Raw genomic sequence first — 26,851 nt, 5'->3', positions numbered from 1 at the left:
ATGACGCTATCATTAAATAGATAAATCAAAAACCACAGTCCTGCTATAAGGGGAGTTTTTTTGCCGGTTACATATGTTGATATTCAAGGTATAAAAAAGATGTGCTTTTCGTTCTTTGCTCCAAAAACTCGCCCATTAATGGGCTCAAACAGTTGGAGCAAAAACAGAATGAAAAGCACATCTTTTTTATTACTCTTGAATATATCAACATATGTAAATGCTGCGAAAACTCCCCTTATAGCAGGACTGTGGTTCTTTGCATCAGTGTTTCGCCGAAGCGATAAGTTCGCCGCCTTGCACATCAAATTCGATGGTGTCGTGAGGTTTTACTCTGTCTTCGAGGATGAGCTTTGCGGACAAGGTCTCAACATACTTTTGCACATATCTCTTAAGAGGTCTTGCGCCGTAGATCGGATCGTATGCCTCATCAATTATATAGTTCTGCGCCGCATCAGTCAGTCTTATCGAGATCTCGCGCTCTGAAAGTCTGCTGTTGAGATCATCAACGATAAGTTTGATGATTCCGCCGATGTTATCTTTTGTAAGAGGCTTGAACATGATAGTCTCATCAAGTCTGTTGAGGAACTCAGGTCTAAAGTGGCTTCTTAAGTCCTCCATCGTCGCTTTTTGTGCTTCTTCGTTGATATTTCCGGCGCCGTCTATTCCGTCAAGAAGATACTGCGCACCTATATTTGAAGTCATGATAAGAATCGTGTTCTTAAAGTCTACGGTTCTGCCCTGAGAATCAGTAATTCGTCCGTCGTCCAGAACCTGCAGCAGGATATTGAACACATCGGGATGCGCTTTCTCAATCTCATCAAAAAGAACTACCGCATAAGGTTTTCTTCTCACTGCTTCCGTGAGCTGACCGCCCTCCTCGTAACCAACGTATCCGGGAGGCGCACCGATAAGACGTGACACGCTGTACTTCTCCATGTACTCACTCATATCGATACGGACCATGTTGTTCTCATCGTCAAAAAGTGCCTGAGCAAGACTCTTTGCAAGCTCTGTCTTTCCGACACCTGTAGGTCCGAGGAAAAGAAACGATCCTATGGGCTTTCCGGGATCTTTTATTCCCGCTTTTGATCTCATTATCGCTTCTGAAACAAGTGTTACCGCATCATTCTGTCCGATAACTCTCTGATGGAGTTCATCCGCAAGATGAAGTGTCTTGTTTCTCTCACTCTCAGTCAGCTTATTTACAGGAATTCCCGTCCATCTGCTGATGATTCCCGCGATTTCTTCATCTGAAACTCTCTCATGAACAAGCGTTGTGTCTGCTTCTTTTTGATGTGCAAGTTCCTCCGCTTCTTCAAGTTCTTTCTTAAGAGCAGGAAGCTTACCGTACTGAAGTTCTCCGGCCTTCTCGTAATCACCGTTTCTCTGTGCGATTGCAATCTCGGAATTGATCGTATCTATCTGCTCACGCATGGCGGCAAGTCTGTCAACTGCCTGCTTTTCATTCTCCCACTGAGCCTTTCTGGTATCAAAATCTTCCTTTAGATCTGCGAGCTCTTTTTGCAAATTGGCAAGTCTCTCTGCACTAAGAGAATCATCCTCTTTCTTAAGTGCCGCTTCCTCAATCTGCATCTGCATGATCTTGCGGTTAAGCTCATCAAGCTCTGCAGGCATAGAATCCATCTCGGTCTTTATCAGAGCGCACGCCTCATCCACAAGGTCGATTGCCTTATCGGGAAGGAAACGGTCCGAAATATACCTGTTTGAAAGAACCGCCGCACTTACAAGCGCGCTGTCCATAATCTTAACGCCGTGGAAGACTTCATATCTCTCCTTCAATCCGCGCAGAATACTGATTGTATCTTCAACCGTGGGCTCATCCACCATGACAGGCTGGAAACGTCTCTCAAGAGCTGCATCTTTTTCTATATACTGTCTGTACTCATTGAGCGTTGTCGCACCGATACAGTGCAGCTCGCCTCTTGCAAGCATGGGCTTAAGCATGTTGCCCGCATCCATTGCACCGTCAGTCTTACCTGCGCCGACTATCAAATGAAGCTCATCGATGAAAAGAATTATCTCACCGTCAGACCCTTTTACATCCTCAAGTACAGCCTTAAGTCTCTCTTCAAACTCGCCTCTGTACTTAGCTCCCGCAACAAGAGCTCCCATGTCGAGTGAAAAGATCTTTTTATCCTTAAGAGCCGAAGGCACATCCCCGCTCGCAATTCGCTGCGCAAGCGCCTCAACAACCGCAGTCTTACCGACACCCGGTTCACCTATGAGAACGGGATTATTCTTGCTCTTTCTTGAAAGAATCCTTATTACGTTTCGAATCTCGGTATCACGTCCGATAACGGGATCCAGCTTTTGCTGCTTTGCCTTCTCGACAAGCTCCGTGCCGTATTTGCTGAGCGTATCGTATGTTGCCTCGGGATTGTCGGTCGTAACATTCCTGTTACCTCTTACCTCCGACAGAACCTGAAGAAATCTGTTCCTGTCGATTCCAAATTGAGCAAAGATCTCTTTTACCTCTTTATTTGGATGCTTTAAAAGAGCCAGAAAAATATGCTCGACAGAAACGTACGAATCTCCGAGCGCCTTGGCCTCGTCCTCAGCGGATAAAAGAGCTTTATTAAGCTGCGCGCCTATATATGGCTGTCCGCCCTGCACTTTGGTTCTCTTGCCGATTCCCTGTTCAATCCTTGTGATAAAAGATGCAGTATCAACGCCCATCTTTTCCACAAGTCTTGAAATAAGACTATCTTCTATTGTCATAAGGGCATAGAGAAGATGTTCCTGTTCTATCTCCTGATTGCCGTATTCAACCGCAATCTTCTCGCATCCGCTCACAGCCTCTATGGACTTTTGTGTAAACTTCTGGATATTCATAATTCCCTCCTCATGTAACGCACACTTACAAGGAAGTTCCGATAATTATTCGCAAATTTCGGAACTATTTTTCATAATTCTAGTTGTTCTACTACAACTATAACACGTTATTTTCTATTGTCAACTCCCGCGATGCCAAAAACCCGAAGATGCTGACTTCTCTAAACAACGTGATAGGAAGCATCTTCGGGTTTTATTATAGTATGAAAATCACTGCGCAGCCGTACACAGCGCATTTCCGAATATATACCTTTGCGGCCGGGCGTACGGATTGCCAATACACTCAATACTTGCCAAGCCAATCTGCATATTCCTTCGCTAAACGTATCAGTACTCTATCCCTTCTCTGGCTTCAATCCCCTTGTCATAAGGATGACGGATTTTTTCCATATAAGTTATATAATCCGCCCTGTCTGCAAGGAGATCGTCGGCATTTCTTCCCGTCATGACAATCTCCATGCCTGACGGCTTATTATCTATCAGCTCTTCAAGCCTCTTTTTATCAATAACTCCGTAGTTGTACGGGTAAGTGATCTCATCCATTATGAGAACATCGCATTCTCCCGCCTGAATAAGTTCCAAGATTCTTTCAAGGATTTCATTATGCACAACGCGAAAAGCCTCACACTGCTCGTCATCATCACGGTGCAGCCATCCAAGTTCCTTGTCGCTTCTGACAATCGTAATTCCCGGAATAAGCGAAAGACTATTTAACTCGGAAGTCTGTCTTCCTTTCATGAATTGTGAAAAGACAACCTTCCGACCCGCGCCTGCTGCCCTCACGGCAAGCCCGATTGCAGCGGTAGTCTTACCTTTTCCTTCTCCGGTATAAAGATGTATCAGCCCCTTTTGGCGCTTAGTTCCCTGCTTTGACGCGCTCTTTTTCTTCTGCGGTTCTTTCCTCATAGGACAACTCACCGCGCTGCAACTTGCGCAGTCAGAATGCTTCTCGGTTCTCTCCTTATGAAGCTTAGCCGAGAACACAACACTCTTTTTCGGAACAAGAACAAAAGACTCATTGCACTTTACGATCTTCTGCCCAAGCTTAGCCATAACCGCCGCAAGCTCTTCAAGCGGCATCTTGTCGCTTCCGGCAAAAACGTAGCTTCCTACATATAGCCCAGTCTCTTCAAATATCTTTTTATCTACTTCTTCATAAGCAATAGAGAGCATCTCCGTTCCGAGGCAGTCTATTATGAAGGCTTTCTGTATCTCGCCTCTTTGCAAAAAACTGTCCTGAAAGCTGTCAAACGCATCTCCGAGCGTCACGACAGCATAGACGGTATCACCCTCGATTACATGATGAAAGCTTGCATGAACTCTTGGGTGAAGCTGCCTGTAGAGCATCACGATATCTTTTTTCTCACTTGCTTTAAAATGGTAGCGCTTGATGAAGCTCTTAATCCCGCTCTCATCAAGAGCTACCGATAATGGTTCAAAAGTCATATTTTTTCTTTCACAATAACACTATCAACAATATTTTTGAATGTATTCGCCAAAAAAAGGCAAGGTGATTTCAGCAATTCCATAAGACTGTGCACTATCTGCAAGAAGCCCCATTTTCTTAAGCGCGTTGCTGTTCACCTGGTAATTTCCCTTTCCATCCATCTCTGCAATAACATCTTTACGTTTCTTTGGGCCTGAAGATACTATCTTCAATATCTCACGTTCACCTTCAGGCAGCTCTTTCCAGATTTTTTCGTAGCATTGCGAAAACAACTCGCTTTTTGCCTGCTTTACCACATATTCTTCGCCTTTATCTTTATACTCAAAATACGCGCTTCCAAACACTTGATATGCATATGCAAATCCTTTTGTCATTTTAGCAAAAGAAATAGCCATATCTTCTTCCATTCCCGTCTTATCCTCATATTTTATAGCCATAGCAGGCATTGGGAAGGCCTCTGTTTTTAGTTCCACTGCACGCTTAAAGAAAGTAAGATTCGGAACTTCTCCGAGTTCATAAAAATTCTGATATACACCGGAACATATGAGATATACAGGCCATGGAGCAGCAATTTCATCATCCATCACATTTCTTATAAGCTTAGCATATACTGAACAGAACTCCGCCATTTCATCTGTCTTTGCGATATCATCTATCCCGATCATAATTTTCTTCTTTGCCTTTATGAGTATTCCGACAAGTTGCTCAAGCCGAACTTCCTCATCGATATCGGTTTTAGAATCAAACCCTGCGCTTATCCCAACAATCGGTATCGAAACACTTAAATTGGTCTTCTCTGACAATAATACTTTCTTTACTTCAGGCTCAAGCAAAAGATATGAAATAAGCGTATTTATAGGCCTTCTGGCAGATGACAAGTCATAAACCAACCATCCATCCGCTTTCATATCCGCAGTCTTGTAATGTCTTAATATATTTCCAAATATTACAGTTTTGCCGGATCCTCGAATTCCGGTTATCTTATATACACATTCTGACGGTTGCTGATATCTAAAATTATCATACACTTTTTCTTCGATAGTTGTGACAATATTAGCATCTCCAACTCTGCCCGGTGTATGTGTAAAAGGGTTCTTCATGATATTTATATCTCCATTACAACTATTTACAGGTTTGATATCATTTTATAACTCTTTACAGGTTTGTACAACTGTTTACAGGTTAGATGCATTTTTTACAACTCTTTACAGGTTTATGTTATTTCTTATCATCCTCACTGTCGTCGTAGAAAATCTGCTCTTTGCCTTCGATTCTCTTAGAAAGCTTCCTTGCTATGCGCCTGAATATCTTCGGAGCCTTTTTGCTACCGCATATAGCGACAATAACAAGAAGCGCGATAAATACAAGTCCGATTATGATTGCTGCGATAACCATGTACTTATACTTAGATACCGCAAGTCCCGCCTTGGGGAATTTAACTTTCAAAGTAAACTCATTGCCTTCAATATCGTATGTGCTGTACTCTCCCATCTCGCCTGTCTTTGTAAGGAGCTGTTCTCCCTCGCCGTTTACGAGGTAAACCTCGAAACTACCAAGCGCGTCATTTATCTTGGATAAAGGCTTATATCTAACAGTGTGAACAGTCTCTCCGTCATCGGGAACGGTGACTTTGAGCGTTGTATAATTCTTAAGAGTTTCCGCATCATAGTCTTTTGCCGAGGTGAATTTTTTTACGTCAAAAGAGTCATTTCTTTCAACCACAAGTTTGTCCTCAGCCTTAAACTTACCGTCGACGAGAAGCTCACTCTGATAAGCCTCGCCGTCGTCATGCTCTTTATCTTCTTCAGCAATTGTTGTCCTGTATCTGCAATACTTTGCGGTTATGATCTGGTCCGAAGTAGCCGAATCTATCGACGATTTATCCCATGTAACATAATAACCGTCCTTGGGTTCAACAATAGGATATCCCTTTTCATCAAGCTTATCGCCATACTTCTTGTTACTCTTTTTGACAATTGTCTTTCCGTCACCGTTTTCATCATCGTCAAGTTCGTAAGTAACCGTAAGATCCGCAAAATCAGTCGGAAGTTCCTTGCTGTCATGCGAAACGGGTTCTGCCTTTAACGAATAGCTTACCCTGTCAATTCCCGCAAGTGTATCGCTCACAAAGTAGTTGCCCCTGACTTCGCCCTCATCGCTTACGTGTCCCGCGATCGCACCATACCAGCTGTTGGCGTCTTTGATATCGACCAAAGCCCTGCAATCCCTGATATTGGCGCCGTCGCCCACTATACCGCCAACATAGGACATTCCGTCAAGTATTCCCTTTGAACTTGAACTTACAATGTAGGATAAAGAACTTCCGCATACGCCTCCGACATACTCGCCGGAATTGGACTTCATATTTCCGTAGTTTGCGCAGTTTATGATGGTTCCCATCTCCTGAAGTCCGCAGATACCGCCTATATAGCTCTTTTCACCTTCCGCGGTATTGTAGTTCTTATTGTCGCGCAGAACGCATTTGGAGATAAAAGAGGTATTGAGCTTTGCATCCTTAATTCCCGTAATGTCGCTCTCTGCATCAAAGTCATATTCTATCGCCATCGTTCCAGCAATGCCCGATGTGTCGATGTCACCATAAGCCTCCCCGTAGTTAATACATCCATCTATCGTCGCATCAGTGCAGATAAGAGCCTCCTCCAAAGACACATCCTCAAATGTATTCGAATAATCTTTTTCCAAAACACCGTCAATCGCATCCGCATACAGGTTCATTATCACATTGAACTGATCCGCCACAGACTGAAGGTCGTCGACGATTGCCCCCGTCGCATTGTTCATCTCGTTGTTAAGGAGCCCGAAGTTGTCGTTCATCCCCTGCATATTGTTGGCAAGCGATACCGTATGCGCCTTATACTCTGTGCTGAACTGTGGAAAAGAAATCGCTCCCCTTCCCGCGATATTCCTAACTATTCCTTTTGCCTGATCTCCGGCTTCTTCCAGATGATCCGTTGCCTCTTCCAAAGAACTCATGGCGTCAAGAGCATCACCTCTTGCCTCTTCTGCCATAAGGCGAATATACTTCTTTGTCAAACTTTCAATTTCTGCTTTCGCATCCGCAAGATCTCTTGTGTAATAGAAACTTCCTTCCCCGCCGTCCACACCGCTCTGATAATGATTCTTGGCATAATTATCAGCTTGCGCCGTTGCATAGTTTGAAGCATCCTTACTCAGATTAACATCATTCTCATCCTCTTTATCCGGAAACGCCCTGCCATCGGATAAATGTGTCCAATCTCCGGGAACATTGTATGATTCAACAAGTTTGGTATCCGAATCTGTGAAAGGATTATACGATCCAAACGTTCCGCTATAATCAAGATCCGAAGCATTCGGATAAAGAGCTGCTGCAGACGTCGACGGATTCTTTGCATCTGCAATAAATTTATTGTAATAAGCTTTATAAGCAGGTTCACTTAAGATTGCATACTGACTCGCAATACTCTCAAGTGTTTCCTTGGCTTTTTCGTATTTCTTTTTATCCTCTTCCGACATATACTGTTCATAATCAAGATCCTTCACCGTTTCTTTAAGACTTGATACCGCATCGGAAGTGTGCTCTATCGCATCATCGGTATTATCAAGAAGCCCATCGTCCTTGGCAGACTCTTCAAGAATATACTGAACTCTTGAAAAAGCTTCCGATGTCGCGCCTGACACGCCGTTTGCAAAATCCGTCGTTTCATTAGAAATAAACCTGACGTCCTCAATGGCTCCCGCCGTATACTCCTGAATCACATTCAATCTGTTCGTGATAGTATTCGACTGATATTTGACGTCCTTCAGTGTCTTTGTAACTTTGTTATGGAGATCGTTTATCGCTATGTTGAGCTGGTATGCGACGTCTCTGCTGAGGTCGACCGTTACATACGGCTCGGCCTGCCCCACAATTCCTCCGACATCTTTTCTTCCTCGGATAACGCCGTTATTTATGCAGCTCGACACATATCCCGACTGTCTTCCGGCAATTCCTCCCACGTTGTATCCGACGTGCTTGTAACCTACCTGCCCTTTATTTGTGCAACCCGATATGATGCCGATGGAAGTTCCGGCAATTCCGCCGATATCCACGCTTGTTATATCAGCACTTGCTTCATCACTGCCTTTATCACCGTTCTTTATTATATTAAGAACTTTATTAAGCGTATTCATGCTGTCTATGGTGATCTGCGAATCGACATTTGTTGTATTTACCGCACTTTCATTGACACAGCCTGATATATTTCCCATGTTCTCGCCCGCTATTCCGCCGGTAAAATGAACACCTTTGATATATCCTTTAGCCGTGCAATCCTTTATGTTTCCCTCAAGCCCGTTTTTGCCCGCAATCCCGCCGACATAATCATCGCCCGAAACAACTCCTTCGTATGACAGCTTACTCAAAAGCCCGTGATTGTCCGCAACGATTCCGCCTACTATAACCTGTTTCCCCGTCGGAATCACGGTTCCTTTCACGTTCAGATTCCTAATAATGCCCGTCTTTTGAACATTGGAAAAAAGAGCCACGTAGGACATGTCACTCTTTATGGAAAGATCGCTTATCGTATGTCCGCAACCGTCAAATTCTCCGCCAAACGTCGGCACTCCCGCAAAAGAAGTATCTGCAAGCGATATATCTTTGGATAAGATCACTTTTTTGTTTACAGACCATGTATCAAGCCTGCAACTTTCTGCAAACTTAAGGAATTCTTCAGCGCTTCCGATCTTGATTTCCTCGATATCATCGGGAATGAGTAAGTCGATATCATCCTTTATATCCGCATCAACATCTTTTTGCTCTTCCAAAGCTCCCGTCTGCGTGCCTGTCGTAATTATCTCCTGCCCGTCATTTCCTGTCTCTCCGTACACACAGACAGCAGAATTGATAAAAAGAACTATTCCCGGAAGAAGCATGCACACTCTTTTTTTCATATCAGATGTCCTCCCCTTCCGTGTAATAGAATTCAATATCTTCCGCATCAATCGGTTCATCCTCCATCGGAGTGATATCGCCGTTTTCGATATATGCACTGACATCGCCCTTTACAACGGCGTGAATGACACCTGTCACATTACCTTCAACGCGGCCTCTTATAAATCCGTCAATACGCATGGTTCCGGTTCTTTGCTTGAGCCTTAGCGGCATATTCATAACAAACGCCGTGAGCTCTATTACTCTGTCACCCACAAGAAGTATCTGAGGAAGAACAAACATCGTGACAAGAATGGAAATGATAGTTCCGCGGCCAAGACATTTTCCGATACCGTATATCGCGCAGTCCGACGTCATATTTCCTATAAGTGTTCCCGCAACGGCAAGCATCGTTCCCGATGTGATTATCGTTGGAAATGAAAGATTCATTGTATCGATGATCGCATCTCTTTTGCCCATGCTCTCTCTAAGCTCCGTGTACCTGCCCGCGATAACGATGGCATAGTCGATATTCGCACCCATCTGAATGGAGCTTACTATCAGGTATCCGAGGAAAAAGAGATTGTCATGCCGGATGGCGGGTATCGAAAAGTTGATCCAGATACATCCCTGAATGACCGCAATAAGTAAAACCGGCATACCTGCAGATTTGAATGTGAAAAGAAGCACCACAAGAACCGCAAGTATCGAAATAACTCCGGTCACCGTGTTATCCCTTGAAAAGCACTTCTTAAGATCGTACTGGCTGACAGATTCTCCCACCACATAGATCTTGCTCGCGGCGTAATATTTCTCCGTTATTCTGTGGAGCTTTTCTATAAAATCAAAAGTCTCATCCGACTCCTGAGGAAGATCCACATAAATAAGTATTCTTGAGTATTCGTCGCTCTCAAGCTGTTTCTTCGCAAAGTTCATCATCCTGTTTGCATCTTCGAGCTTTTTCATCAGCTCGTCATCAAGAGTGACGTAGCCCTCTTTGATTTCTTTATACACAAACATGAACATGTCGATCAGCGGCACCTTGTAATTGGCAAGACCGTTGACCGCTTTGGCATAGTCCTCATCGTTAACGGCATATGCGGCGTAGACAAGCTCAGCCACCTCGTAGTCGATATTTAAAAGTTCCGAAAACTGCCTCGGTGTAAGCTTCTCCGTAAGTGTATATCCGTTCATCGCCTCGGTATTTGCAAGACCTGTCACAGATGTAACATCATCTTCCAAAAGTATTTCATCGATCAGCCTCTTTTCCCTGTCGTAATCACCTGACGGAAAAACAAGCGCCATCATATTATCAGATGCAAAATTCTCCTTCTGGATATTCTCCGCCCTCTGAACGGCGTTGGTAAGAGGCGGTGTGATCTGCGAGTAGCCGTATACATACGGAGTTTTCGAAGAGATCCTGTTTGCGATAATTATTGCGACAACAAAAAGCGGAGCGATGATATATCTTGTTTTATACGCAAACCTGCCGACAAAAGGGATCTGCGGAATGAAGTTCTTGTGTTTGGTCTTTTCTAGAAGTCCCGCAAATACCATGATGATTCCGGGCATCAAGAGAAATACCGACAAAAGGCTGAGAATGATCGCTTTGATAAGAACTATACCCATATCCGCGCCGATTCCAAACTGCATGAACAGCATGGCAACAAGGCCGCCGATCGTAGTCAGGGAACTTCCCGTTATCTCGGGAATTGATTTGGAGAGCGCCACAATACACGCTTCTCTTGGCTCAAGCGTCATATGCTCTTCTTTGTATCTGTTTAGGAAAATGACCGCATAATCGACTGACAGTGCAAGCTGAAGAACTATCGTAACCGAATTGGAGACAAAAGAAATAGTGCCAAGAAGGAAGTTCGTGCCCATCTGAACAAGCGCCGCACTTCCGAATGTAAGAAGGAGTATCGGAACCTCGGCATACGCCTGCGATGTAAGCACAAGTACCAAGACAACGACAATAACTACGATAACCGAGATGACATTCATCTCCTGATCTATAAGTTCAGACTGCGTATCGCCGAGCGTCGTGGTCAAATAATAATCATACGGTTCAAAATACTCTTTTACCGTATCAAGTAGCTCAAGACATTTATCATTGGTCTCATCATAATCAAAGGTAATATTAAAGAGCGCAGACCCGTTGGCATAGTGCTCATCCGAATCATCAATTTCCGCCGAGAAAACTCCCGATATTTTCTCAACATCCTCCTGTATCAGAAGTGCCTGGTCATATGATATGTTCGCAACCATCACTTTAGCGGAGCCGTAAGTCGTAAACTGCTCCTCCATTAGTTCAAGTCCCCTATATGTCTCTGAAGTTTTCGGAAGATACTTGGGCAGCTTATTCTCTACACCTACCCAGCCCCTCGATATCACAGAAAATATGCACACGATCGCATATATCAAGAAAAAAAGATTACGCTTATCCACGATAAACGTACAGATCTTAAGCATAAAGCTGTTTCCGGCCTTTTCATTACTACTCATTTTCGCCCCCTCAAAAATTCCTTCATAATGAATATCCACGCATCACTGCTTGTTATTTAATTTATATATACACTATATATTGTACACCTCTGAGTGATCATTAACAACCAAGGCCTTTGCCGCCACAGTTTCGGGGATAGCAACCCTTGGGGAGAGGGATATTTGAGCTGCTTCTTCGCGTAGTTTCATGGGGAGCCCGAGATCCTTCCTGAAATTCTTTCGGCTCAAAACTCCATCCAATCCGCAGGGAATAGGAGGCTACAGGCTTATGTTTTTGAGCATTTCACGGGAGGCCACATTTTTATGGGGTTACGACCGTTTTTTCTGCGCATGTGGAGACGTTGTGTGAGTATCCCGATGCCTTTATAAGAAGTGTCATAGCCCGCATACACGGGCGTATAAAGGCATCGGGATGCGAGTTTAGTCGTAACATGCGCCATAATAGAAAAACGGTCGTAACCCCATAAAAATGTGAGCCGGAGTGATTGCGAAAAAACATAAGCCTGTAGCCCCCTATTCCCTGCGGATTGGATGTCAAACAAGAGCCTCAAAGCAGAATTTCAGGAAGGATCTCGGGCTCCCATGAAACTTTACGCTCTCGCGCAATGCTCAAATATCCCTCTCCCCAAGGGCTGCTATCCCCGAAACAGTAAAGGCATACCGCGGTATCGCGATATGCCTTTCGATCACTTTTTGCAGTAATCTTCCCATCCGAATTCTTCTTTGATTCTGAGGACGTCGGTGGAAGGTTTAAACTCGTATTCGTAAGTTTCGCCACCTTCTGTGGTTATCTTGCCATCAGCCCAGGTTATTTTTACTGTATCCTGGCGTGTAAAACTTCCTGTTCCATCTTCATTAAATGTAACGGAACAGATCTGCTTTACTTCTTGGCCTTCGATTTCCTCTGTGTATTCTCTTGAAAAAATACCTACAGGTTTGTCGCTCACAACGTTGTCACTTCCGGGAGCGCCGTTTCTCTCTTTGGTAGCAGCCTTTGATGAACTGTCATCTGCTACATTATCGGCAGAAGACATGCTCTTTGTCGCGCTGTCCGATCCGGCATCAATTTCCTCTTCATTTGCAAATAAACTATCCAGATTACCGGCCGTATCTGTATCTGAATCCAAACCCGGAATATTAAAAGAACACCCGGTAAACACCAGCGCAAGTGCTAAAATACCTAGAAATCTTTTTTTCATCTCCTCATTTCCTTTCTCTCAAAGCAATAGTTACGATAACGTTAATTATAACACAATCATCATAACTCAAATATCTATGTGTAATTTACGAGTGTTCTCTTCAAAATTAGTTTGCCATTTCGCTCTCTGTAGCGTCGGCATTATCTGCACTACCTATTGTGATAGTGTGGTCATCTTCTTCGGAAAAGCTGCTTTCTCCGCCTGTTCTGATAGTCTCAAGCGCAGCTTCTTTTTCCGCATCAGATTCTGCATTTTTGGATGAACATCCGGTCATTACCATAGCAAGTGCCAAAATGCAAATAAACTTCTTTTTCATCTACTCGTTTCCTTTCAGAATGTTAATTTAATAATAACCTATATTACTCCATCCCTCTAGTCACAGCAATGAATTTTATTAGTATTTTTTTAACAATTTATATTTATTTTGTACTATATCAAAATTGCGCGCTTCTGTAAAACACAATATCCTTAGTTTCGCCGTCTTTTTTAATCGCCACTTTAATATATAGCTTATCTTTAAGCTCCGGATCACTTGCTTCTTTCTCACCAATCACACCCTTGGGATAGATAGTATACTCAAAGTCATAATTATCATATTCGCAAAGATATGAGCCATCTTCATTTTTGGTAATCTTATCAGGCCAAACCTGAGGATAACCTTCTCCGCCTCCGATCATTCCTCCATAGCTAAAATACATATCACCATACGTCTTTGCATTTTCCTTTTCAGCTTCTGAATTTTCTATCTTACTATAAACTCCTGCAAACTCAACCAAATCGCCATTCTCTATCGGATCGTCTCCGGGCTTTTTAGTATATTCCTGCCAGCCGTCAACCTCTTTTACTTTCAGGATATTCCCTTCAAGTTTATATTCATGAGATTCAATGCCTTCCTCTGTCGGAACTTCCCAATATATATTTTTATCATCCCATGTAATCCTAAAATCATCATTACCACGCACAAGCCCTGTTCCATCTTCATGTAAAGCATAAATAAACTCTCGTTCAAATACGTCATTTCCCTCATAATGCTCCTCTTTGTTTATTCTGGCATATACACCATAAGGTTCGCTTGACACACTATCACTTTTTGATGCCCCCAAGCTTTCTTCGGAAGAACTTTCTCCTGCCACATCAGTACTTGCAATAGCAGAAACCTCCGCAGTTCCCATGACATCATCAGATGCCACATCCTTTCCGGCCATGCACCCTGTCAACACAAGCGCCATGGCAATGCAACCAACAATCTGTTTTTTCATATAAACTCCCTTCTGTATAAAACAATCCCTTTCTTCATTAATCCTCTGTTAATATTTATTCCCCCATTATAACTATACGTCGCCGTTTTTCCAAGTTAAGCAAAGGACGTTTTCCCTTATGTGCAAGCGTTTTTTGCCTGTTTGAAGCATATAGTGTAGAATATACGGGAACCAAAAATCGAATTCAATTGATCATGGAGACAATACAAGATGGTAATAAAGAATGTAAACCTCGAGACAGTATGCGGTATCACAAGTACTCTTCCGGACAATCCGTACCCCGAATTTGCCTTTGCGGGAAAAAGTAATGTCGGCAAGAGCTCACTTATAAACGGCATAATGAATAGAAAAAATTATGCGAGGACTTCGCAGGAACCGGGTAAAACCCAGACAATAAACTACTACAACATAAACAACGAGTTCTATCTCGTAGACCTTCCGGGCTACGGCTTTGCGCGCGTTCCCGAAAAAGTAAAGGAGCAGTGGGGAAAGATGGTAGAGAACTACCTTCACACTTCCAAACAGCTCCTTCGAGTTTTTCTTTTGATAGATATAAGACATGAGCCCTCTGCAAACGACGTTCAGATGTACAAATGGATCGTACATCAGGGATTCCAGCCTGTCATAATCGCGACCAAATCCGACAAGATCAAGAAAAGCCAGCACGAAAAGCACCTGAACATGCTCAGAAACGGGCTCGGTCTTCCGGATGATGTAAGGATTTTCCCTTACTCAGCCCTAAGTAAGGACGGCCGCGACGATATTTATGATTTCATGGATGAACTCTTAGCTGAGGCAAAAGAATCATCACTTTAATCTGATCATTGCAAAGCTCTGTGCCTTCAGCACAATCTTTGAACCACTGCGCTCTATCCTGCCGATTGAATAGACTTCTTCATAGTCGCCGTTTTCTATCGCGGGATAGTCCGCTGTATATTCAATATCTTTTTCACCGGGATTAACCATAATCACAAGACTGCCTCTCTTATAGACAAAAGGCTTATCTTTTCCGCTGCACAGAACTTCAAACGAAGCATCTGCGCACAGCTCTTTTTCTTTTCCCCTGATTGCAAGGATCTCTTTTACAACATTATACAAAGAAGTCTTATCATTCTGCTGTCCCGTAACGCTCGGACCGTTTTCATCAACGGGAAGATAGAGTTTATCCTTGGATGCGGCGGAAAATCCCATATTAACAGCACCTCCGTCCCACTGCATGGGAGTCCTGCTGCCTGTTCTGGTATATCCGCCTTCCTTAGTCGGAAGGTTCTCAATATATTTCATGCCTATCTCATCACCGTAATAGATAAACGGAACTCCGGGTAGCGTAAAAATCGTGGCGTAAGCAATCTTAAGTTCTGTCTCGTCCAGTGTCCTTGCAGGTCTTGGCGTATCATGATTGCAGGTCATAAAGCATATGTAACCCGCATCTTTTGTCTTTTCATACTTTGGAATATAGTCACTAAGAAAAGCCGTGGCATCGCTGTCACCGTCTTTTCTGAAATAGCTTCTGTCCCTGCCTTCGGTGTTCTTCCTGTCTTCTGCAATCGGAAATACATGATACTTCTCAAGTGTCTCGTAGTCACGGAAAAGTCTGTTATATCCGTTTCCCGCATGATCAAGGTAAAAGTCCATGTGGAATCCGGCGTCATTTAGAGACAGTTCGGGATTTGACCACTCAGAGACCATCGCAGCTTCGGGGTATTCTTTATCAAGCATTGCTCTTACTTTCTTCCAAAGCGAGCACGTGCATGACTTTCTGTCATCATCGTCTTTTACAAGAGAATCAGCCATATCCACTCTAAAGCCGTCGCATCCCATATCAAGCCAGAATCTCATAACATCCATCATAAGTTCCAGCGTTTTTTGCGGTTCGGGATCTTTGTAAGACATTTGCCAGCTCTCGGTCGGAGCGGCAAAACCATAATTGAGAGCGGGCTGCGACTTAAAGAAATTCAGCATGTACACGCCGTTTCTGTCACATTCCCCGCTTATGTAAGGATGGCCGCCAATACCTGACAGCCAGTATTCAGTCCAGATATATCTGTCGGAATGCTCGTTTTTCTTGGGCACTCCGTCTACAACGGGAATTGCTTTCCCGCTTTCTTTAAACCACTCATGTTCTTCGGATGTATGGCCCGGAACGAGATCTAAAAGTACGCGGATGCCCTTTTTGTGCGCCGTCTCAAAAAGGCGCTTTGCATCCTCGTTAGTTCCGTATCTTGAAGCCACTTTTTTGTAATCTCTCACATCGTAGCCCGCATCCTTGAACGGAGAGTCGTACCACGGATTGATCCAAAGCGCATTTGCCCCAAGGTCCTTGATATAATCAAGTTTCTCTATGATTCCCCCAATATCTCCTATTCCGTCATCGTTGGTATCATAAAAGCTCTGCGGATAGATCTCGTAAAATACTGCATTCTTAAGCCAACCGGGCATTGCTATATCCTACCTTTCCGTCTCCTTCTCTTATCCTCATACATCAAGGTATCTGCTCTGCTTATGTACTCATCCAAAGAAACTTTTCCTTTGCCTTCCGTCACAACATATCCAAAACTAAGCGACAGATCTACAGGAAGCTCTATCTTTCTGGAATCTCTGACTAAATTTTCTCTTATCTCAATGATGCAATCCTTTACAATCTCTTCACTCATGAATTTATCAATTATAAGGAATTCATCACCGCCAAGTCTAAAGCACATTCCCTCCGGGGTAACATGCTCTTTTAACTCATTGGAAGCACATATTATAGCTTTGTCACCAACTTCATGGCCATAAGTATCATTCAAATACTTAAGCATATCAAGATCGGAATAAAGGATAAGCATCTGTCTTCCTTCTTTGTGTCCGTCAGCGATAAGCTTCTCTGCATATTCACCAAATCCGAGTCTGTTATAAAGCCCCGTAAGAGCATCTTTTACAGAAAGATCCGAGAGCTTCTCATTGGCTCTTGCAAGACATTCTTTCTGATAAAGGATCTCCATTCCTGATAAAAATGTATTGATAAGATCAAAAAGGAACTGCTGCTCCATAAGATATATCGGGTTCTTCATTGCAAGATATCCCGCGCTCTTTTCCCTGAAGTGAATGGGGATAAACAGATAGCAATCGCCCCTGCCTGTTCCTTCGAAAGTCGGAAAAACATTTTTTATACAATCTTCATTAATATAAGCCGTATCAAATATCCACTCTTCCTCGGCAGTCTCAAACTGCGCCCAGAACTTGGGATCGAGGACCATTATGATATCTTCGCATCTGGATACTTTGACGACATCACGGATAACATCAACCATTTCTTTCATGCTGTCTGCATGAGTGATCCTTGAAGAAAGCTTTAATAAGTCATTTGCAAACTCTACGCTGCTCTCATTCCACAGGATATTGCCTTTCATCTGGGCACGACTGTCAACTATAATATCTGACTCGCAGTCGCAACTGTCCCAATATATATTGGTGGATTTAATATAATTCTCCTGCTCAACAGGCTTTCCGCTCCATAGATCAAGGAAAAGCTGTATTGCCATCTCTCCGGCATCTTCTCTCTTGTAGCTTACGGTAGAGATTCTTGGAGAATAAAATCTTGCCTTGTCAAAATCATCAAATCCCGTTATATAAAAGTCCTCAGGACATTTAATTCCCTCTTCTTCCGCCTCGGCAAGTACGCCGACCGCAAGATTGTCATTGACACAGATCACCGCATCGGGCATCTTCTTTTTTGTCCCATACAGACTTCTAAACGCTTCTCTTCCATCCTTTATATCAAAGCCTCTAAATTCAAGAACATAATCCTTGTTCTTTTTAAGGCCCTTTTCTTTTGCAAAGTCAACAAGTGCCTTGGCACGTCTCTGACTCTCATAATTTCCTTCCGGTCCCATGACAAACCAAAAGCTCTTGCAGTTCTTTTCATTATATAAAAAGCTTATATTATCATACATGCACTGATAATTATTTACACCAACAAGATAGAAACCGTCTTCCTTTGCATTGATAAGAATAGCCGGTGTTCCGGAAGCCCTGACTCTTTCTATCACGTCATTTCTTACAGAAGGCTCTTCCGTGTTATTAAGTTCAACGATCACTCCGTCATAATCACAAAAATCAGGGAGACCAAAAATATTGTGTTCTCCCTGATTGTACAGCTCATCTGTGCTCCAATTGGCATAAGCGTTAAATACATATAAGTTTACATCTGCATCCGCTTCCTTGATCTTGCTGAGGATTCCACTTATCCATGCGTTAGTGATATATCGTCCCCAGCTTTCCATTACCAGAGCAACTTTCTTCATAAGCCCTTATTCTCCTAAATATCAAAATGCCACTTCGTAGACAAATGTACTTTTTGCCGACACACTTAGTATAACACACATCTTCAATAATTATAAATAGGGCAATTTCATTCTTTATGCTTTTTTAAGTCAATTTTTAAGACAAAACTATCATTATCCTTGTTCCAAGTTCCGTTCTTGAAACAACTTCAAAGTGTCCGCCATGCCTGTCAACTATCCATTTTGCTATTGAAAGGCCAAGTCCCGTCCCCTGAAAACTTCTGGCTTCATCGGCTCTGTAGAACCTTTCAAACATATGCTCAACATCTGTTTGAGTCATACCTATACCAGTATCCTGCACCATCAGATACGGCCTGTCGTCTTCGGTACGCCCAACTCCAAGTATTATCTCATCGTTTTTATTCGTATATTTTGCGGCATTATCCACAAGTATGCGCACCGCCTGCTTAAGAAGCGTACGGTCGGCATCGATCGTTATAAGTTCCGAAGCATCCCTAAACCTGTACGGATGCTCTTCATCTATTAAAAATGATTCCTCATATATTTCCTTCATCAGTTCATTTAAGAGAATGCTCTCTTTTTGCAATACGGTCTTTCCGCTGTCGCCCCTCGCAAGGAAAAGAAGCTGCTCAACCAGGTGGTTCATGTGCTCGGCTTCATTAGATATAGCCGCGATCGACTCATCAAGCACTTTTTCATCAGACCTGCCCCATCGCTCCAGCATTCCTGCGTATCCCCTGATAACCGCTATAGGAGTTCTGAGCTCGTGTGACGCGTCATTTACAAAGCGCGCCTGCTGCCTGTATGAATCCTGAAGTCTCGCTATCAGATGATTAACCGCCTGTTCTATTCCAAGAAGGTCCCTGTCGTTAAGGTTTATCGTTCCCTCCGGATCCGCATGTTCTATCGCATCCTCTATATGCCTGAATTTATCCTCCGAAAAAGCGAGTCTGTTCAGCTCATCCGCTTTCTCCGCAATCTCTCTTATCGGTCTGAGCGTGCGATGTGCCTTTCTAAACACGATCGGAAGCGAAAGCATAAGTCCTATCATCTGCAATACAAAAAGTGCCGCCACAAAGACAGCTATTCTGAAAGCTATCATAAAAAATTCGGCGGACATAAGCATTTCCCCGTCCGTTGAAAAAACACGATAGCATATATCGCTCAAATGCCCTGTTTCCGAATATAAGCTGCGATTATGATTAAAAAGGGAAAATTCCCCGATAACCTCCAGCTCTTTCATATATGCCCATCCCGCGTTCAGCAGGATGAACATGAGCAGATCCGTTTTTAAATATACTTTCGTCTTTGCCAGGCTTATCTGACCCACGATATGATGCGCGATAGACGTCATTTTTTTTGACGGGCGAACATTATTCTGCATCGGATTTGATGACATAGCCTACTCCCCTCACGGTCGTGATCATATTAACATCAAACGCATCATCAATCTTTGAGCGCAGATATCTTATATATACATCGATCATATTGGTTTCACCGACATAGTCATAGCCGCACACTTTCTCAAGAAGAGTGTCCCTCGAAAGCACAATGTCTTTATTCTTTAGAAGCATTTCAAGCATCAAAAACTCACGGTTTGTAAGCGAAATTATATGGCCGTCATAAGTAACCTCCCGCTTTTTCTCATCAAGTTTTAGTTTCTGCCAGGTATAAACGCCTTCTTCATTTGCGTCGGAAGTGCCTTTAGCTGCGCTCTCAGCGCTCACCTTTCCGTGAAGCTTAAGCGCAACCCTGACTCTTGCAAGAAGTTCCTCAATGGCAAAAGGCTTTGTGATATAGTCCACAGCCCCGCCATCGAGTCCCGATACTTTATCCATGACTTCGTCACGTGCGGTCAAAAGAATCGTCGGCGTCGGATTATCCTGCATCAATCGCCTTAGTACTTCCAGTCCGTTTAAACCCGGCAGCATGATATCAAGCAAAATAAGGTCGTAGTTTCCTTCGGTTGCCATCCTAAGGCCTTCGCGGCCATCGGCCGCTTTGCTCACTTCATACCCTTCATGCTGCAATTCAAGTTCGACAAACCTTGCAAGTTTGTCCTCATCTTCAACTATAAGTAAATGTGCCGCCATTTAATACTCCTGTCGTATTTAGTCAAAACTGTTATGATTCCGAAGAATTGTGATGAAATTCTTCCTTAACCTGTTCTGCAGTCTCTTTCGCCTTATCCATCACATTATTTGCGCCCTGCAGATTATTTTTTCCATAGAACTTATAATTCCAGTCAAAGAACAATGAAATTACAATAAGTACAAATACAAACCACCAGCCGAGTACCAATATCAAAACCGCCGTCCAAAGAGGAAGGTCGATCACCTGCTCATCGTGATGCGAAACTTTCATATGATTGTTTGAAAGATAGTCGATCACTTTCTTAACGATTTCTTTGAACTTGGTTCCAAAACTCTCACCGCAGTCCTTACCATCACCTACGGGAACCATCTCATATCCGGGCTCACGTGTATATTCTGTGGAATGTACCTGCTGCTCAGGCTTTGCAACCTTGCCCTCTTTTTCCAAAACGATCATCGCATCAAGAAGGTCTCCGTTTGCCTCAGCAAGTGCCGCCTTAGCCTCTTCATATGTTACGTTTGCTCTAGCTCTTAATTTTTCAATCTTTTCAAATTCATCCATGGTGTATTCCCTTTCTCTTTGTAAGAATGTTTTCTTTTGTTTACAGTAATCAATATAAAGGTCCCAAATTAAACAATCCTTTGAGAAAGATTAAAATCAGATTAATGTCAGATTATAATGATATCAATTAGTTCTCTTTAATGCAAAACAACTATTCCTTCCATTAGGAGGTCTGCTGCATTATATGAGTAGCTGCTAAAATCAGCATATAACAAGCAACAGACCTGTATGGCCATTCTTCACGGCCTGCAGCGACGGTATCAGTTTTAAAATGTGCAGTTTTCGGACGAGCAAGATGATTTTCAAATTTTAGAAAACCCGAAAATGCCGACTTCCCTGAGCAACGTCGAAAGGAGGCATTTTCGGGTTTTCTAAAATTATGAAAATCACTGCGCAGCCGACCACAAACATTTCAAAACTGATACCGTCGCTGCAGGCCGTGAAGAATGGCCATATAGGTCGTCCCTTTTATAAATAATCAGCCCTTAATCGCTCCGCCTGATACGCCCTCGATGTAGAACTTCTGCATAAGCAGGAACAGGATTGATATCGGGATGGAGACGAGTAGTCCGCCTGCGCAGAATATTGAGAAGTATTTGTTGATAAGCGACTTATCAAGCATGTTGTACAGTCCTATCGCAATGGTCCAGTCTTTTGAAAGTCCGGAATTGAGCATAAGCTTTGCGAGTACGAAATCTCCCCACGGAACAAGGAATGAAGCGATTACCTGATAAACAATTATAGGTTTACAGATAGGAAGTATGATATTAAGCATGATCTGAAGTTCATTGGCTCCTTCAAGTCTTGCGGACTCACGCAGAGATACGGGAATTGTATCCATGAATCCTTTGACAATGAGGAATCCAAGTCCGGAACCCGCCGAGTAAACTATGATCATACCGATGTGGCTGTTTGTAAGTCCGAGAGACTTAAGTACAAAGTACACAGCTATCATTGAAAGTACGCCGGGGAACATATTCAAAACAACGCTAAATACCATAAGTTGCTTACGTCCGGGGAATCTCAGGCAGCAAAATGCATAACCTACCATGAATATAAACACTGTGGATATTATGCAAGTAAAGACTGCTATGATAAACGTATTTTTAAACCATGTCACATACTGTACAACAGAGTCCGGCTTAAACAAAATGGTACTAAAATTCTTAACCGACCATGTCTCAGGGAAGAAATGAGATATGTCTATTCCCTTATATCCGCTGAAAGCCGTAACTACAAGCCAGATGATCGGTATTATCCATACAAATGTTATAAATGCCAACAGGATATGAAGGAGGCTTGATATAATAAATTTTTTTACTTTCATCACATGAATACCTCCTCTCTCTCACCTGCTACAATTCTGCTAAATGAAAGAATAGTAAATATCGAACATATCGAGAATACAATGACACCGATTACCGACGCCATCTTGTAATCGTAATACTCGTTTGTCAGTCTGAACAACCACGTGACGAGAAGGTCTACTTCTTTTCCGTGTGAATTGGCCAGTGCCTGATCCGTCGTTACATATACGTCCTGCGTAAGCAGATAAATAATATTGAAGTTATTGATATTTCTTACAAAGTCAGTGACAAGCGTCGGTCCCTCAACGAACATAACATAAGGCATTGTTACGTTTTTAAATATCGCATACGGTGACGCTCTGTCGATCATTGCCGCCTCAATCTGGTCCCTTGGAATATTCAAAAGAATACCTGTAGAAATCAGTATCTGATACGGAATACCAACCCAGATATTTATAATGACAATCGTAACTTTTGCCCATCCGGGACTGGTAAGGAACGGAATATATGAAATATTCTTACTTACAAGGCCTACATTCTGAAGAAACGCCGTTATGCCCATGCTTGAACATATAGAATTGACAATACCCGAATCCGCAAGGAAATTTCTTATCAAAAGAAGTGTTACAAACTGTGGCACGGCAATCGTAACTATAAATAACGTTCTCCAAAATCTTTTAAGTTTGATAAGTTTCGAATTGATGAGCAGTGCAATAAGGTGACCAAGAAGGAAGTTCGAAACCGTTGCAAAAAATGCCCACAAAAATGTCCATTCAAGAATTCTTCTGAATGCATATCCAAAAGAGGATGTTGTTGTCTGAGTAAACAGTTTTACAAAGTTTCTGAATCCAACCCAGGTAAACAGTTCACTCGGCGGCAGATGATTCTGGTCGTAATTGGTAAATGCTATAGTGATAAGGATCAATATCGGGATGATATTCATCAAAATAACGCCGAGAATAGGGAATGAAAGAAGTGTAATATGGAACTTCTCGCCCAAGAGCTCTTTGAAATCTTCACTGAAAGTATTTACATGCTTTCTTGCCTCCAGCAGAAGCTGTGTCCTGTACATGCTCTTAATATTGCTTACCCAGAATAAAAAGAACATGAAAATAATAAACAGTGCACCTACCGAGCCAAGCAGTATCATAAATGAATTGTCATAATCATTTACTGTATTCTGCATCGTCAGAGGATCGAATATGGCTTCTCTTTTCACCGTACCGAGTGTACTGAACTTAGCCAGATTCGGTGCGGCACCGAAAATGAGGTATACAATAAACAGCGCCTGCACAATAAATACAAGCACACCTTTTATAAACTGGTAATTGTATATATGCCCCAATCCCATGAATACGGTCGATAGTTTCACACAAGTACTGCCCTCTGCCAGACAAGTGCCCAATTCCTTGAAGTATTTTACGATCGGATTAACTTTGGGAGCCTTCTTAATACGAACAGTCTTTTGATTACGCGGATAATTTCTCTGATTATGCGGATAAGTCCTATAATTAGCCAATTATCTCAACTCCTTTCTCTTACCCTTTTACCTTTTTGACAAATATAACCCCATACCTCATTCGATATGGGGTTATACTTCATTGGCTAGTATCTAGCCCAAAATTCAATTATCAGTCATTGACCGGTGCTGTAATACCTTCAACTGCAGTATCAAGAAGTTGCTGAAGATCTGTCTTGTCAGGATTGCCGCTTGCAAGAATCTGCCCGAGTGTCTCAGCAGGACTCCAGTAATTTCCGCCAATAACCTGAGGTGTTGAGAAAGGTGCCTGCGCTGCAAGAGCTGAAATAGCCTTATCACTCTTAACCGCATCAGATGAAGCTGCATTAATATTGGAAGGTCCGAGGTTTCTTGCCTCAAATCTTGCTGTCTGAACTTCCTCTGAAGTAAGGTACTCAGCAAGAAGCATAGCCCAACCGATATTCTTTGCATGAGGATTTACACCGATAAGCTTAAATCCGGAATATGATGAAAGCTGGCAATCTTTGCCACCGATCTTCATTGTGGGAAGCTTACTTGCTTCGTAGTTTGCTCCCCAGGCATCCTGTGCAACCTGTGCATTCCAGATACCGTTAATAGCCGCACAAACCGTACCGTCCTTAATTCCTGTAACGGTAGTGCCGTCATCCATATTTACAACAACACCTGAAGCAACTGCATCAAGGATTGCCTGACATACGTCAACACCGCCCTCTCCGTTCCAGTTGCAAGTGTTTGTCTTTCCGTCTTCATTAAGTGTAGCGTCAAGGCCGACTGCCTTAAAGAAACCGTAAAGGTACCATCCGTTCTTAAACTCGATAGCAATCTTCTTGCCTGCAGCCTTTGCATCGGCGATCATTGCTTCAAGATTGGAAGGGTCTTTGATAACCTCACTGTTATAGAACATAAAGTAACCGTTATCTGCCGTCATAGGATAAGCATAAAGCTTTCCGCCTACTGTTGCGGCATCAACAGAAGTCTGAACATTGGCATTCTTTACATCATATGTGTAAGTAGCCAATACTTCCTGAAGTGCTCCCGCATTAACCAGGTCATTAATCTGGTCATGTGCAAATGTATATACATCCGCAGCAGCCTCAACGTCTGTAAGGACTTTATCCTTAGCTGTAGACTCTGACTCTGCGCCGAGTGTAATGTTAAATGTTACATCAGGATAAAGAGCCTTGAAGTCATCAATAACTCCCTGTGTGAAATCCTGATCTTCCTCAGAAGCCCAAAGTGTAAGATCCACCGGTCCCGTTGTACTGCTGATAAGGTTCTGAACTGCGTCCGCAGAAGCTGCGCCATCCGTTTCCCCGCTATCTCCTGAGCTTTCAGCTGTTGGTGTTTCAGACTCTACCGTGTCATTGGCAACCTCAGGATTGCCACACCCTGTAATAGCAGCTGCAACCATCATAGATGCCAAAGCAATTGATAGAAACTTCTTTTTCATAATCGTTTCCCTCCTAACAATTATAAGTAATATAAAAAGTTCTTCTGCCTGTACTATTGCGCAAAAATCACACGCAAACGGTTGTCCATACTATTATATTTTACCTTTTTTACGGGGGTGTATCAATGTTTTTTTGATAATGTAATCGGATTTACGCTTTTTTGTGTGGACTCTTTCAGTAATACTTCATAGCCAAGAAGACTCTTTTCCGGAGCCTCTTCACCGTCTATAAGTCTGAGCAACGTCTTACACGCAACGTTTCCAAGTTCCTTCGGATCATACTGAAGAGCTGTGACCTGAGGCTGATTTCCCGAAAGCAGATCGCTGTTATAAAAAGACGCAACTCCGACATCCCCGGGAATATTCACGCCATCTCGCCTGAGTTTCAATATCACATCACGACATATTCTGTCATCCATACATACTATACACTCTGCGTCTGCTTTGATCGCTGCATCGACTGCTTTTTCCACTTCTTCGGAAGTTTCGTTTCCAAGAAAGAGCATATCCGGCTCAACTCCGATACCTGCTGCCTTAAGCCCCATCTCGAACCCTTTCTGTCTTGTCCTATTTACCATGTGGCCGAGTGCTCCGCCGATCAGAACCGGCTTTTTATAACCGCATTTTATCAGAGCGGTTGTCATCTCCATGCAGGCATTCTCCTGATCGTTATCTACCTGAATAACACCCTTTTCTTTGCTGCTTCCGACCGTAACAAACGGAATATTCATGCTTTTTAAGTACTTAACTGCAAGATCGTCCACCATTGTTCGACCAAGGATAACGCCGTCCACTTTTTTATTCTCGACGATCCTCTTTAAATGAGAAATATTATCCTCATATACAAGCGAGATCAGGACATCATAGTCAGTAGCCGTAGTAACCTCGCAAACTCCCGCCATGCACCTCTGAAAAAAAGGAAGTGCATACACATTCGAATCTCCGGGAATAGCCCAGCATATATTATATTTTTTCTGGTCCGCAAGCCCTTTGGCCATTGGATTTGGCCTGTAATTGTTTGCTTCTATATATTCAAGGACTCTCTTCCTTGTTTCGTTTCCTATTCTGCCCTTACCGGAAATTGCACGGGAAACCGTTGTTTTTGACACCCCCAACGCCTTCGCAACATCCCCGATGGTTATATTCTTTTTTTCATTCTCTCCCATCCGATAAAACCTCTTTTAATCGATATTTAAAATAATACTTTGCTTTTTTTAAACTCTGTGTTATACTTTGCGCAATTGGTTGTCTTGTTTGAAATTTAGCACTTTATCATTTTTTCGTCAACCGCAATTGTTACTTGATTTTTCATGTTGGCTGCTAAATAAAACCAATTTATATTTGATATGAAATTCCTATCAAATAAAAAACTGCATCTTGTGTTTGTTGCATATACGAATATTTTTTCTCATTTTTGACATATTAAGCGAATTTTTTTATAAAATATATATACAAAGGTTTTTTATGAGGTGAATTG

General features: G+C 42.8%; 18 protein-coding genes. 1 reads left to right on the top strand and 17 read right to left on the bottom strand.

The window, feature by feature from the left end; all coding sequences use genetic code 11:
• Positions 1-261: 261 nt before the first annotated feature.
• From clpB to G628_RS0113565, 8 genes are all read right to left on the bottom strand, one after another.
• Complete coding sequence (gene clpB / locus G628_RS0113600) at positions 262-2,853, bottom strand: ATP-dependent chaperone ClpB (RefSeq protein WP_027209365.1); 2,592 nt, start codon at positions 2,851-2,853, stop codon at positions 262-264.
• 327 nt (positions 2,854-3,180) lie between these two features.
• Positions 3,181-4,299 (bottom strand): cob(I)yrinic acid a,c-diamide adenosyltransferase, encoded by a 1,119-nt coding sequence (locus tag G628_RS19210; protein WP_242827234.1) that lies wholly within the window; start codon positions 4,297-4,299, stop codon positions 3,181-3,183.
• Positions 4,300-4,323: 24 nt separating this feature from the next.
• On the bottom strand, positions 4,324-5,400 hold the full coding sequence (locus tag G628_RS0113590; RefSeq protein ID WP_027209363.1) for a hypothetical protein: 1,077 nt from the start codon (positions 5,398-5,400) through the stop codon (positions 4,324-4,326).
• 118 nt (positions 5,401-5,518) lie between these two features.
• A complete protein-coding gene (locus tag G628_RS0113585) occupies positions 5,519-9,232 on the bottom strand; it encodes a GLUG motif-containing protein (protein ID WP_027209362.1) in 3,714 nt (1,237 codons plus the stop codon).
• Position 9,233: 1 nt separating this feature from the next.
• The gene (locus G628_RS17545) at positions 9,234-11,717 is read right to left on the bottom strand and encodes an efflux RND transporter permease subunit (RefSeq protein ID WP_034500978.1); all 2,484 of its coding nucleotides are present in this window, start codon (positions 11,715-11,717) and stop codon (positions 9,234-9,236) included.
• A 686-nt stretch (positions 11,718-12,403) separates the two neighbouring features.
• Positions 12,404-12,916 (bottom strand): hypothetical protein, encoded by a 513-nt coding sequence (locus G628_RS0113575; RefSeq protein WP_026656828.1) that lies wholly within the window; start codon positions 12,914-12,916, stop codon positions 12,404-12,406.
• A gap of 106 nt (positions 12,917-13,022) precedes the next feature.
• The gene (locus G628_RS0113570; RefSeq protein ID WP_026656827.1) at positions 13,023-13,232 is read right to left on the bottom strand and encodes a hypothetical protein; all 210 of its coding nucleotides are present in this window, start codon (positions 13,230-13,232) and stop codon (positions 13,023-13,025) included.
• A 118-nt stretch (positions 13,233-13,350) separates the two neighbouring features.
• Positions 13,351-14,175: a hypothetical protein gene (locus G628_RS0113565; RefSeq protein ID WP_026667209.1), complete on the bottom strand. Its 825-nt coding sequence runs from the start codon at positions 14,173-14,175 to the stop codon at positions 13,351-13,353.
• A 210-nt stretch (positions 14,176-14,385) separates the two neighbouring features.
• Between G628_RS0113565 and yihA the strand changes: the two genes are divergently transcribed.
• Entirely contained in the window at positions 14,386-14,991 is a 606-nt protein-coding gene (gene yihA, locus G628_RS0113560; protein WP_026656825.1) for a ribosome biogenesis GTP-binding protein YihA/YsxC, read from the top strand.
• Here yihA and G628_RS0113555 read toward each other — a convergent pair.
• From G628_RS0113555 to G628_RS17535, 9 genes are all read right to left on the bottom strand, one after another.
• Complete coding sequence (locus G628_RS0113555; protein WP_027209361.1) at positions 14,983-16,614, bottom strand: alpha-amylase family glycosyl hydrolase; 1,632 nt, start codon at positions 16,612-16,614, stop codon at positions 14,983-14,985. The genes yihA and G628_RS0113555 overlap by 9 nt on opposite strands.
• A 2-nt stretch (positions 16,615-16,616) precedes the next feature.
• Positions 16,617-18,461 (bottom strand): diguanylate cyclase domain-containing protein, encoded by a 1,845-nt coding sequence (locus G628_RS0113550; protein WP_026667206.1) that lies wholly within the window; start codon positions 18,459-18,461, stop codon positions 16,617-16,619.
• A 136-nt stretch (positions 18,462-18,597) separates the two neighbouring features.
• On the bottom strand, positions 18,598-19,563 hold the full coding sequence (locus tag G628_RS0113545; protein WP_196803768.1) for a sensor histidine kinase: 966 nt from the start codon (positions 19,561-19,563) through the stop codon (positions 18,598-18,600).
• A gap of 271 nt (positions 19,564-19,834) precedes the next feature.
• Positions 19,835-20,554, bottom strand: a complete 720-nt coding sequence (locus tag G628_RS0113540) for a response regulator transcription factor (RefSeq protein ID WP_026667205.1) — start codon at positions 20,552-20,554, stop codon at positions 19,835-19,837.
• Between the two features lie 31 nt (positions 20,555-20,585).
• Complete coding sequence (locus tag G628_RS18295; RefSeq protein ID WP_051199218.1) at positions 20,586-21,116, bottom strand: hypothetical protein; 531 nt, start codon at positions 21,114-21,116, stop codon at positions 20,586-20,588.
• A gap of 478 nt (positions 21,117-21,594) precedes the next feature.
• Positions 21,595-22,443 carry a sugar ABC transporter permease gene (locus G628_RS0113530; RefSeq protein WP_026656821.1) on the bottom strand — a complete coding sequence of 283 codons (849 nt, stop codon included), beginning with the start codon at positions 22,441-22,443 and terminating at the stop codon, positions 21,595-21,597.
• A complete protein-coding gene (locus G628_RS0113525; protein WP_242827233.1) occupies positions 22,443-23,942 on the bottom strand; it encodes a carbohydrate ABC transporter permease in 1,500 nt (499 codons plus the stop codon). The genes G628_RS0113530 and G628_RS0113525 overlap by 1 nt, the downstream gene beginning before the upstream one ends.
• Positions 23,943-24,054: 112 nt before the next feature.
• Positions 24,055-25,374 (bottom strand): extracellular solute-binding protein, encoded by a 1,320-nt coding sequence (locus tag G628_RS0113520; protein ID WP_026656818.1) that lies wholly within the window; start codon positions 25,372-25,374, stop codon positions 24,055-24,057.
• Positions 25,375-25,496: 122 nt separating this feature from the next.
• The gene (locus G628_RS17535; RefSeq protein ID WP_051199217.1) at positions 25,497-26,540 is read right to left on the bottom strand and encodes a LacI family DNA-binding transcriptional regulator; all 1,044 of its coding nucleotides are present in this window, start codon (positions 26,538-26,540) and stop codon (positions 25,497-25,499) included.
• Positions 26,541-26,851 lie beyond the last annotated feature (311 nt).

It is taken from the genome of Butyrivibrio hungatei NK4A153 (assembly GCF_000424465.1).
Lineage (GTDB): Bacteria > Bacillota > Clostridia > Lachnospirales > Lachnospiraceae > Butyrivibrio > Butyrivibrio hungatei_A.
The sequence above is the reverse complement of the archived record's forward strand: the minus strand, read 5'-3'. Positions and strand labels throughout refer to the sequence as shown.

What these genes read in the sequence shown, in the direction of transcription:
- G628_RS0113545 (WP_196803768.1), bottom strand. Translation starts at nt 19,563, where the DNA reads ATGATAGCTTTCAGAATAGCTGTCTTTGTGGCGGCACTTTTTGTATTG.
- G628_RS18295 (WP_051199218.1), bottom strand. Translation starts at nt 21,116, where the DNA reads ATGGATGAATTTGAAAAGATTGAAAAATTAAGAGCTAGAGCAAACGTA.
- G628_RS0113520 (WP_026656818.1), bottom strand. Translation starts at nt 25,374, where the DNA reads ATGAAAAAGAAGTTTCTATCAATTGCTTTGGCATCTATGATGGTTGCA.
- G628_RS0113550 (WP_026667206.1), bottom strand. Translation starts at nt 18,461, where the DNA reads ATGAAGAAAGTTGCTCTGGTAATGGAAAGCTGGGGACGATATATCACT.
- G628_RS0113575 (WP_026656828.1), bottom strand. Translation starts at nt 12,916, where the DNA reads ATGAAAAAAAGATTTCTAGGTATTTTAGCACTTGCGCTGGTGTTTACC.
- G628_RS0113585 (WP_027209362.1), bottom strand. Translation starts at nt 9,232, where the DNA reads ATGAAAAAAAGAGTGTGCATGCTTCTTCCGGGAATAGTTCTTTTTATC.
- G628_RS0113565 (WP_026667209.1), bottom strand. Translation starts at nt 14,175, where the DNA reads ATGAAAAAACAGATTGTTGGTTGCATTGCCATGGCGCTTGTGTTGACA.
- G628_RS0113540 (WP_026667205.1), bottom strand. Translation starts at nt 20,554, where the DNA reads ATGGCGGCACATTTACTTATAGTTGAAGATGAGGACAAACTTGCAAGG.
- G628_RS0113555 (WP_027209361.1), bottom strand. Translation starts at nt 16,614, where the DNA reads ATGCCCGGTTGGCTTAAGAATGCAGTATTTTACGAGATCTATCCGCAG.
- G628_RS17545 (WP_034500978.1), bottom strand. Translation starts at nt 11,717, where the DNA reads ATGAGTAGTAATGAAAAGGCCGGAAACAGCTTTATGCTTAAGATCTGT.
- G628_RS17535 (WP_051199217.1), bottom strand. Translation starts at nt 26,540, where the DNA reads ATGGGAGAGAATGAAAAAAAGAATATAACCATCGGGGATGTTGCGAAG.
- G628_RS19210 (WP_242827234.1), bottom strand. Translation starts at nt 4,299, where the DNA reads ATGACTTTTGAACCATTATCGGTAGCTCTTGATGAGAGCGGGATTAAG.
- G628_RS0113530 (WP_026656821.1), bottom strand. Translation starts at nt 22,443, where the DNA reads ATGAAAGTAAAAAAATTTATTATATCAAGCCTCCTTCATATCCTGTTG.
- clpB (WP_027209365.1), bottom strand. Translation starts at nt 2,853, where the DNA reads ATGAATATCCAGAAGTTTACACAAAAGTCCATAGAGGCTGTGAGCGGA.
- yihA (WP_026656825.1), top strand. Translation starts at nt 14,386, where the DNA reads ATGGTAATAAAGAATGTAAACCTCGAGACAGTATGCGGTATCACAAGT.
- G628_RS0113590 (WP_027209363.1), bottom strand. Translation starts at nt 5,400, where the DNA reads ATGAAGAACCCTTTTACACATACACCGGGCAGAGTTGGAGATGCTAAT.
- G628_RS0113570 (WP_026656827.1), bottom strand. Translation starts at nt 13,232, where the DNA reads ATGAAAAAGAAGTTTATTTGCATTTTGGCACTTGCTATGGTAATGACC.